The sequence below is a fragment of the Alteromonas alvinellae genome (assembly GCF_902705805.1).
The window spans coordinates 83697-92167 of the sequence record NZ_CACSIH010000243.1; the positions used below are offsets into that span (position 1 = coordinate 83697).

The 8471-nt window shown below is 44.7% G+C and carries 10 protein-coding genes; 7 read left to right on the forward strand and 3 right to left on the reverse strand.

Translation table 11 applies throughout. The features are described 5' to 3' along the window. Positions 1-9: 9 nt before the first annotated feature. The 7 genes from tpx (at position 10) to ACX5KA_RS18975 (ending at position 5149) form a co-directional block, all read left to right on the forward strand. Positions 10-507 carry a thiol peroxidase gene (tpx, locus tag ACX5KA_RS18945; RefSeq protein WP_014949606.1) on the forward strand — a complete coding sequence of 166 codons (498 nt, stop codon included), beginning with the start codon at positions 10-12 and terminating at the stop codon, positions 505-507. 122 nt (positions 508-629) lie between these two features. Then, on the forward strand, positions 630-1460 hold the full coding sequence (locus tag ACX5KA_RS18950; protein ID WP_458731936.1) for a sulfurtransferase: 831 nt from the start codon (positions 630-632) through the stop codon (positions 1458-1460). Positions 1461-1542: 82 nt separating this feature from the next. Then, the gene (cobB, locus tag ACX5KA_RS18955; RefSeq protein ID WP_458731937.1) at positions 1543-2268 is read left to right on the forward strand and encodes a Sir2 family NAD+-dependent deacetylase; all 726 of its coding nucleotides are present in this window, start codon (positions 1543-1545) and stop codon (positions 2266-2268) included. 12 nt (positions 2269-2280) lie between these two features. After that, positions 2281-2907 (forward strand): LysE family translocator, encoded by a 627-nt coding sequence (locus ACX5KA_RS18960; protein WP_014949603.1) that lies wholly within the window; start codon positions 2281-2283, stop codon positions 2905-2907. Positions 2908-2989: 82 nt separating this feature from the next. Then, positions 2990-3721 (forward strand): stress protein, encoded by a 732-nt coding sequence (locus tag ACX5KA_RS18965; protein WP_458731938.1) that lies wholly within the window; start codon positions 2990-2992, stop codon positions 3719-3721. Next, entirely contained in the window at positions 3714-4505 is a 792-nt protein-coding gene (locus tag ACX5KA_RS18970) for a glucosaminidase domain-containing protein (RefSeq protein ID WP_039220144.1), read from the forward strand. Before ACX5KA_RS18965 ends, ACX5KA_RS18970 begins: the two co-directional genes overlap by 8 nt. Next, the gene (locus ACX5KA_RS18975; protein WP_283627313.1) at positions 4502-5149 is read left to right on the forward strand and encodes a DUF2987 domain-containing protein; all 648 of its coding nucleotides are present in this window, start codon (positions 4502-4504) and stop codon (positions 5147-5149) included. Before ACX5KA_RS18970 ends, ACX5KA_RS18975 begins: the two co-directional genes overlap by 4 nt. A 19-nt stretch (positions 5150-5168) precedes the next feature. Here ACX5KA_RS18975 and ACX5KA_RS18980 read toward each other — a convergent pair whose 3' ends face one another. From ACX5KA_RS18980 to uspE, 3 genes are all read right to left on the reverse strand, one after another. Then, on the reverse strand, positions 5169-6197 hold the full coding sequence (locus ACX5KA_RS18980) for a patatin-like phospholipase family protein (RefSeq protein WP_039220083.1): 1029 nt from the start codon (positions 6195-6197) through the stop codon (positions 5169-5171). Beyond that, positions 6198-7151, reverse strand: coding sequence for a tRNA 2-thiocytidine(32) synthetase TtcA (gene ttcA, locus ACX5KA_RS18985; RefSeq protein WP_427270581.1), 954 nt, complete (start codon positions 7149-7151; stop codon positions 6198-6200). A gap of 148 nt (positions 7152-7299) precedes the next feature. Beyond that, entirely contained in the window at positions 7300-8223 is a 924-nt protein-coding gene (gene uspE / locus ACX5KA_RS18990) for a universal stress protein UspE (protein WP_014979376.1), read from the reverse strand. Positions 8224-8471: the final 248 nt, after the last annotated feature.

Consider the following 8471-nt stretch of genomic DNA (forward strand, 5'->3'; position numbering starts at 1 on the left):
AGAAAGCGAATGGCATCAGTTACTTTTCAAGGCAATACAGTTACGACAAAGGGTCAGCTTCCTGAAGTAGGCACATCTGCACCAGACTTTACATTAGTGAAAGCAGATTTGGGTGAAGTAACACTGTCTGAGCTTGCAGGAAAAAATGTGGTATTAAACATTTTCCCTTCTATCGACACGGGAACATGTGCAATGTCTGTCCGTAAATTCAACGAAGAAGCGGCAAAATTGGATAACACGACAGTTATCTGTGTATCGGCAGATCTTCCGTTTGCAGCGGGTCGCTTCTGTGGTGCTGAAGGTATTGAAAATGTACTTACAGGCTCGACTTTCCGCTCAAGCTTTGGTGATGACTATGGTGTTACCTTTGAATCAGCGCCGCTTACTGGGCTGCTGTCTCGTTCAGTAGTGGTTATCGATGCTGAAGGCAAAGTGGTTTACACAGAGCAAGTTGCAGAAACAACAGAAGAGCCGAACTACGACGCGGCTATCGCAGCTCTTAGCTAAGTAAATCCGCAACATAGGTTAGTTGGTTAGCTAACTATGTAATGTGTTTGAATACGCACCGATTTGTTTTATCGGGGTATTACAGGGCACTCACTGATGTGGGTGCCTTTTAGGAGAATGTAATGGCATCGGTATTGCTCTCAGTTGGTGAATTAGCCAATGTAATGCAACAAAAGCCGGTAACGCTTGTACGAGCGTTAATGGACGACCCCGTTTCAAAAACACCAGATACGCGAACGGCAATGGTTTTACCTGCGTCAGTCGACTTTGACTTAGATAGTGAAGGTAGCGATCACACTACAGGTCTCCCTCACAGTATGCCTTCTGCAAACGACCTTGCAATTTATCTTGGTAATCAGGGCATAACAGCGAACACACCTATTGCGGTATACGATACCCGTGGAATATATTCTGCGCCAAGGGTGTGGTGGATGTTAAAAGCGTTGGGCCACCAAGATGTTTATCTATTAAATGGCGGGCAGCCTGCATGGGAAAAAGCAGCGTTGCCGGTTTCAAAACAACAGCAATACGGAAAATTAACCTATCAAGCTACACCTAGGCCTGGTTGGTTCGCAAATTCCGGTGCAGTACTTCAGGCAATAAATACTGAAGCACAACTTGTTGATGCGCGCAGCGCGCCGCGATTCAAAGGAGAAGTGTCAGAGCTTCGTGAAGGAGTACGTTCAGGTCATATGCCTGGTGCGTTTAATATTCCTTTTGACACCTTACTCAAAAGCGGTCATTTTTTGCCAGTTGAGCAGCTTAAGGCTGTTTTTGACCGCTCTAATATCGATTTACGCAAACCCATTATTTGTACGTGTGGTTCTGGCGTTACCGCCTGCATAATTGGAGTGGCGGCATTATTGTGCGGCGCTACGCAGGTTTCAGTCTACGATGGCTCTTGGTCAGAGTGGGGCGCTGATACTCAATATCCTGTGGTCAAAGATATGTAAAGAGTCGCGGCTTTTAACTAAGTAAATATACAACATGCTAATCGTATAATTAGCTCTATAACAACAGAGTAAGAACAACCTGATGCCATCTGATCAATCTCTACCCAATATTGTTATTCTTACCGGTGCGGGTATTTCCGCTGAATCTGGATTAAAGACATTTCGGGATAATGACGGTCTTTGGGAAAATCATCGCGTAGAAGAGGTGGCCACTCCAGAGGCTTTTGAACAAAATCCTAGCTTAGTTTATCGCTTTTACAACGCTCGACGTGCGCAGTTACAGCAAGACGACGTGAATCCTAATGCAGCGCATGAGGCGCTGGCCAAACTTGAGAAAGCGTTCGGTAGCAACCTGATGTTGGTTACTCAAAATGTGGATGACTTGCATGAGCGCGGTGGAAGCCAGTCTGTTTACCATATGCATGGCAAGCTGCTATCGGCGCGCTGCGCTATAACCCAGCAAACTTTTGACTGGAGTGATAGTTTTGATCACACCACTAAATGCCCGTGTTGCAACAGAGTAACCTTACGACCGGATATCGTGTGGTTTGGTGAAATGCCCATGTACATGGAAGAGATTTACGATGCGCTTTCAAAGGCTGATTTGTTTATTGCTATTGGCACATCAGGTAATGTCTATCCTGCCGCGGGTTTTGTTCAGATCGCTAAAGAAAGTGGCGCACACACCATAGAAGCAAATTTGGAGCCGGGCGTAACTAATGCATTGTTCGATGAATCGCTAACAGGCCCTGCTTCTCACATCGTCCCACAATGGGTCGATCAATTAATATTAAAGTACGCGCTGTAGGAGGCGCAAAACATGCAGTATATGAATGAGTTTCTTACCATTGCGTTGGTACACCTTGTGGCTGTTGCTAGTCCAGGGCCAGATTTCGCGGTGGTTGTTCGAAACAGCGTGGCCTATGGCAGACGTATCGCCATGTACACCAGTATAGGGATTGGCTTAGCTATATTACTGCATGTGGCTTACTCGTTAGTGGGGCTTAGTGTGGTTATTGCAACTACTCCTTGGTTATTCACCACGTTTAGCTATGCCGCCGCAGCTTATTTACTGTACCTTGCGTTTGGTGCGCTTAGAAGCGGGCCTGTAAAGCAGGACCAGGCAGTTAACGCTGAAAAGAAAACATCCCACATATCGGCAAAGCGCGCAGTTTGGATGGGCTTTCTCACAAATGGACTTAACCCAAAAGCAACGCTATTTTTCCTCTCGTTGTTTACTGCAATTATTAGTATTGATACCCCATTTACAGTGAAACTTGGCTACGGTATCTATTTAGCTATAGCTACTGGACTGTGGTTCTGTTTTCTTTCATACCTTTTGAGCACCAGTAAAGTAGCTGAGCTTATTGGTAAAAAAGGGTATTGGTTAGACCGTGCGATGGGGGTGCTACTCGTCGGTTTAGCTGCGAAATTAGTACTAGGTTAACGTTTGTTTACCTTACAAACAGGCATTTGTTTTTGTGAATTGGTATAATCGCGCCGATTTTTCAAAAAGATAAGAGAGTTGTGTGAAAGACGTAAACCAAGACCGCCTGAACAATACGTTGTCTAAACAGTATCAATTTGATACCAAAGGTCTATTGCGCCGCGCTGCCGGTTTAACAAAGGCAAACTTTTCATCATTACTGCAGGGAAGTGTTGTTCTATTTTTGACGTTTGTCGTGTTAGGTGTATTTGCTCAGCAGTACATCACAATGAATGACGATGGGACCTACGTATTCGAGCATCAGTCTATCATAGAAATTGTTGCAATCTGCATCGTTGCCCCGCTGTTGACGGGGTTGTATATGATGGGCGTTTTTGTTGCCCGTGGCACTAAAACTTCAGTATTTACCGTATTTCAGTTTTTCCCCTTGATATTTTTGCTGGCGCTAACTCAGTTAGTAAACAGTATTCTTGTTCAGCTAGGTATGATGCTGCTTATCATTCCTGGTCTTTACTTTTATTTAGCGTCGTCTTTTTCCTTAATGTTAGTCGCTGACAGAAAGTTAACGCCAATTAGCGCGATCATCCTGTCGTGTCGCGTATTTAATGCATACTGGACTCAAATCGCCAGCATATTTGGTGTGTTCTTTTTACTGTTTGTGTCGGTGCCGTTAACGCTGGGCTTTTCACTTATTTGGGTATTACCGTTTTATTTTAGTATGATGGGCTTGCTCTATCAGGAATTGATTGGCGAGCAAGGAGCGAGCACGGAAGCATCTGAAAACGATGTGAATGAGTCTAGCTTCGATGCATAAGCGTGAAACCTTTAAAATTGTTCTTATAACGCTGGGCGTATTGGCTGTAATCGTCATTAACGCCATAATTTTTACAAAGGACGAGCCGGATATTTTAGATATACCGCAAACGGTTGAAGCTAAAAAGCCGGTGCCTAACTTCTCTGCCTATACAGATGTAAAAGAGAAGAAAGAAGCATTTTTTAACTATTTACGTCCTGAAGTAGAGAAGCAGAATGCGTATCTACTTACGTTAAGGCATTACGTGCAAACCTTGTACAGAAAGGCGTTAGCTAACGAGACGCTCTCTGAAGAAGATATGGCAAGGCTTGAATGGTTAGAAGAGGAATATCGAGTTAAGCCAACACAGCCGCTTAAAACGAAATTGCTGGCGCTGCTACAAAAAATTGATGTTTTACCAGTCGAACTGGTACTTGTTCAGGCTGCAAACGAGTCGGCTTGGGGAACCAGTCGCTTTGCGAGAAAAGGCTATAACTTTTTTGGGTTGTGGTGCTTTTCTAAAGGGTGTGGCTTTGTTCCAAATCGTCGAAACGATGGGGCGTCTCACGAAGTAGCCAAGTTTGATAGCCTGTCCCGGGCGACGTACACCTATATGCGAAATTTAAACCGCCATGATGCGTACGCGGATTTACGTGAGATTCGCAGTAGACTGCGCGCTAATCAAATACCGATTACTGGTGTGGCACTCGCTGAAGGGCTTATGAATTATTCTGAACGTGGAGCCGCTTATGTTGAAGAGCTTCAAACTATGATCCAATTTAACGAGGAGTTTTTATCCGAATGATACGCGCGGCCTTATTTTTTGCTTCATCACTATTTGTGGGTGTAGCTAGTACAAACGTTGCTGCTGAAACGATAGATGTAGAGTACAGCCGTTTTTATAGCCATGTTAAAAAGCTAGATAACGAGGATACTCAAGCACTGCAGTTTGCTTTTGGATTTGTCCGTGTAGGTGAGGGGCGTTTGTGCGAAGTGAACGGGGCGTCTATCGTTACTGACAAGAAAACCATGCCGCTTACGGTAAGTGAAGAAGGGCGTTTTACTGTGCCAACTGAAAAAGCCCTGAAGCTTGCCAATGCACTGGTTCGCATTGATTTGAACGAACGCGCAAATGTGTGTGATATGTCGGTTCAATTAGAAACGAAACCAGAGTATTTAAAGCAGCACTACACCAAAGAAGACCTAACATTTCTGTATGCTCAGTATGAGGCGTTTTTTAATGAAATGGGAAGCTTCTTGTCTTTCATGATGCCTTCAGTAAAGGGCTTGATGATTCAGTTTGATGACAAGAATCTAGATTTCATCACACCACAAGGTGTGCAAATCAATAATGGTGTGTTGCATTTAGAACAAGATTGGATCGACAACGCAAAAGGCCTAACGCTGCCTCATGCGCCGTTACGTGTTACTGCTATGGCTTCAAGCTAAGCGCTTGTTATATTCGCGATTAGGTAAGTAGCTGATACCTAATTTGCTCTGCTAGACGCGCGATGGTTTCTTCACCCTTCGCGCACAGCTCTTCGGCTCTATGGAATTCCATAATGCCCACATCGGTAAGCTGAGGTTCAATAAGTATGTCTGGCGGATCGCCCGCTAGTCTTGAGCGAGTAACGCGTGCTTGAAGAATCTCAAGTGAACTGCTCATCACGCTCATAATTCCCGGCGGGTTGCGCTTATTCACTTTTGCGGGCACTTCGGTAAACTCTTCTTCCACTTTTTCAATCACATCAGAAGCAATGCCTTCTTCAGTTTTTAACTCGCCAGTGTCAGATAAAGCTTCGTCTTTATCTTCATTTTTCTCTAACGCTTTGTCTTCTTTACTATCAGGCGAAAACCATTGGCGTAGTACGTTTTGACTCTTCGTAAAGAAATCCTCAGTTTTGCGCTGGTTTTCTTCATGATCTTGTCTCAACTTTTCAAGACGAAGTGGTCGGAAATCGGCGTTAAGGTTAACCGCGATTACAAAATCGGCCCCTAATTGGCGACATAAGTTCACCGGTACAGGGTTTACAACGGCACCGTCTACCAACCAGCGATCTCCATGTGCTACGGGCGCAAAAAGTGCGGGAATAGCGCAGGATGCTTGAATGGTGTCTCCGATAGGACCAGAGTTAAACACCACTTCACGGCCGGTATAAAGGTCGGTAGCTACAGCCGCAAACGGCTTAAGCATGTCTTCATAAGTCGATTCACAAAACTCGCTTGCTAGCTTGTCGAAAACTTTCTGTCCGCTGGCAATACCGCCGCGTCTAAGTCCTACGCCCATAAGAGCAAGTACCTGCCAGTCGCTGAGGGAACAGGCCCACTCTTTCAATGCTTCCAGCTTGCCACTTGCATAGGCAGCACCAACATAAGCACCAATAGAGCAACCCGCCACCACGTCAATTTTAACGCCTAGCTTTTCCAATGCTTCAATTATACCAATGTGAGTCCAGCCCCTCGCGGCACCGGCACCTAAAGCAAGTCCAATTTTCATTTACTTCGGTTCCATGATGTTAACGACTTCAATAGCGTTGTCTTCATCGCTGAAGTTTGCGCTATTTTCAGTATTAAAAGTGGGTTGGTCAAATCCAATGTCACCACCCTCAACAGGCCCATCTTGAGTTGTGATCGCCTTAAAGTCATACAAATTACTGTCTACTAAATGTGAAGGCGCCACATTTTGGAGAGCACGGAACATCGACTCTATACGACCTGGGAAGCGACGGTTCCAGTCTTGAAGCATAGCCTTTATGTTTTGGCGCTGTAAGTTCTCTTGTGACCCGCAAAGATTACACGGAATAATTGGGAACTCAGCGGCTTGAGAATATTTCTCGATGTCTTTTTCTGTGCAGTACGCCAATGGACGAATAACGATATGTTCACCGTTGTCGCTGACCAGTTTTGGCGGCATGGACTTAAGTTTGCCACCATGGAACATGTTGAGGAAAAACGTTTCTAGCATGTCGTCGCGGTGGTGGCCTAACGCAATTTTAGTAGCACCCAGTTCTTTTGCTGTGCGATACAAAATACCACGGCGCAAGCGAGAACAAAGCGAGCAGGTCGTTTTTCCCTCTGGAATTTTGTCTTTAACAATAGAGTAGGTGTCTTCTTCTACAATTTTGTAATCAACACCAATGCTTTCTAAATATTCAGGCAAGATATGTTCTGGGAAACCAGGCTGCTTTTGGTCAAGATTAACCGCAACGATATCAAAATGAATAGGCGCAATCTTCTTTAAAAACAATAGAATATCAAGCATGGTATAGCTGTCTTTACCGCCAGATAAACACACCATTACTTTGTCGTTGTTTTCAATCATACCGAAATCGCCAATGGCTTTACCCACATTGCGGCGAAGTCGTTTCTGAAGTTTGTTGAAGTTGTACTTTTGCTTACTTTGCGCAGCATTTAATGGCGACGCGTCAGCACTGTTTGTGCCTAAACTCATAATTAACTAGCTTGGTTTGTGATAAAGCCACCATTATACATTAAAGCGGCTTTTCGAGACCATGCTTGTGAAGTTAAATTTGTTGATGACATACTGTGTTGGCCGCTAAGTAACCGCAAACACGGGCTATGTAGTACTAATAAAAAGACTACACCGACAACGGCGACACAAATCCATCCGGCTTAATAGCAAGCACATCGCAATTGAGTTCGTCGATCACGTGTTCTGCAGTGTTACCAATTAGGGCCGCTGAAATGCCCACACGGCCAACGGTACCAATAACAACCAGCTCTGCATCCAGTGTTTTTGCCACTTGCGGGATAACTTTTTCCGGAAGGCCTTCTCTTACTACACATTTGTTGTCAGGAATACCGTACTTTAACGCGTGACTACGCATTTCCTTTAAATGATGATTTTTTACCGCGTCGTGATAGGTATCGGGGTCGAACTCAGGCACTTCTATGGCGATATTAAGTGGTGTAGAAGGGTAACTGTTGACCAAATTTACGCTACCTTTCAATAAAGAGGCGTAGTCGTTAGCAATGAGGGTGAGCTTATCGTTAAGTGCGGCATGCTCATCGTCTTCACTGCCTACGTTTACTGCAGCAATAATCTCTCCTCCTTCTGGCCAGTCGTGCTCTTTAACGAGCAATACCGGGCGAGGGCACTTACGCATTAAATGCCAGTCGGTGGGGGTGAAAATAACAGAAGCAAGATCGTCGTGCTTTTTGGTTGCCTTTACCACTAAATCTATCTGATTGTTTAGGGTGTAGTAAATAATCGACTCATACGCACGATTATTCCATTCTACAACGATATCAGTTTCAGTGAACCCTTGTTCTCTTAAGTGGGTGGCAAGCCATTTTGCATGCTCCTTTGTAACTGCATCGCGCATTGACTCGCGCTCATCCGGGCTAAGCATGGTCGTCATATCATAAGATAAGTCGTATACCACCATCATGGCGGTAACTGAAGCGCCTGTTTTTGAAGCGAGTTCATAAGCACGGCTTAGTGCAGGTTGGTTATCGCGCTCGGCATCTACCACGGCCAGAATTCGTTTACACTCAATCATAACGTCCCCCTAACTACGAAACTTAGTAGCGGCTGTCGAAATCGAAGCTTTCTAATACTAACTATAAACGACATTGGGAAAAACGTAAGTTGTTTTAGATCAAGAATTTTACGAGGCGACCGTGAGTGAACCTACCGAATTGAATATGGAGCAACCGGCGTGGCGCTGAAAGGTTAGATAGGTGGCTACCAAAGGTCACAAAAAAGCGCGCTTAGTGCGCTAATGCCGATCAGTTAAGAATTTAATGA

Excerpts from the sequence above, each read along its gene's own strand:
- tpx (WP_014949606.1), top strand. The coding sequence starts at position 10 with ATGGCATCAGTTACTTTTCAAGGCAATACAGTTACGACAAAGGGTCAG.
- ACX5KA_RS18950 (WP_458731936.1), top strand. The coding sequence starts at position 630 with ATGGCATCGGTATTGCTCTCAGTTGGTGAATTAGCCAATGTAATGCAA.
- cobB (WP_458731937.1), top strand. The coding sequence starts at position 1,543 with ATGCCATCTGATCAATCTCTACCCAATATTGTTATTCTTACCGGTGCG.
- ACX5KA_RS18960 (WP_014949603.1), top strand. The coding sequence starts at position 2,281 with ATGCAGTATATGAATGAGTTTCTTACCATTGCGTTGGTACACCTTGTG.
- ACX5KA_RS18970 (WP_039220144.1), top strand. The coding sequence starts at position 3,714 with ATGCATAAGCGTGAAACCTTTAAAATTGTTCTTATAACGCTGGGCGTA.
- ACX5KA_RS18975 (WP_283627313.1), top strand. The coding sequence starts at position 4,502 with ATGATACGCGCGGCCTTATTTTTTGCTTCATCACTATTTGTGGGTGTA.
- ACX5KA_RS18980 (WP_039220083.1), bottom strand. The coding sequence starts at position 6,197 with ATGAAAATTGGACTTGCTTTAGGTGCCGGTGCCGCGAGGGGCTGGACT.
- ttcA (WP_427270581.1), bottom strand. The coding sequence starts at position 7,151 with ATGAGTTTAGGCACAAACAGTGCTGACGCGTCGCCATTAAATGCTGCG.
- uspE (WP_014979376.1), bottom strand. The coding sequence starts at position 8,223 with ATGATTGAGTGTAAACGAATTCTGGCCGTGGTAGATGCCGAGCGCGAT.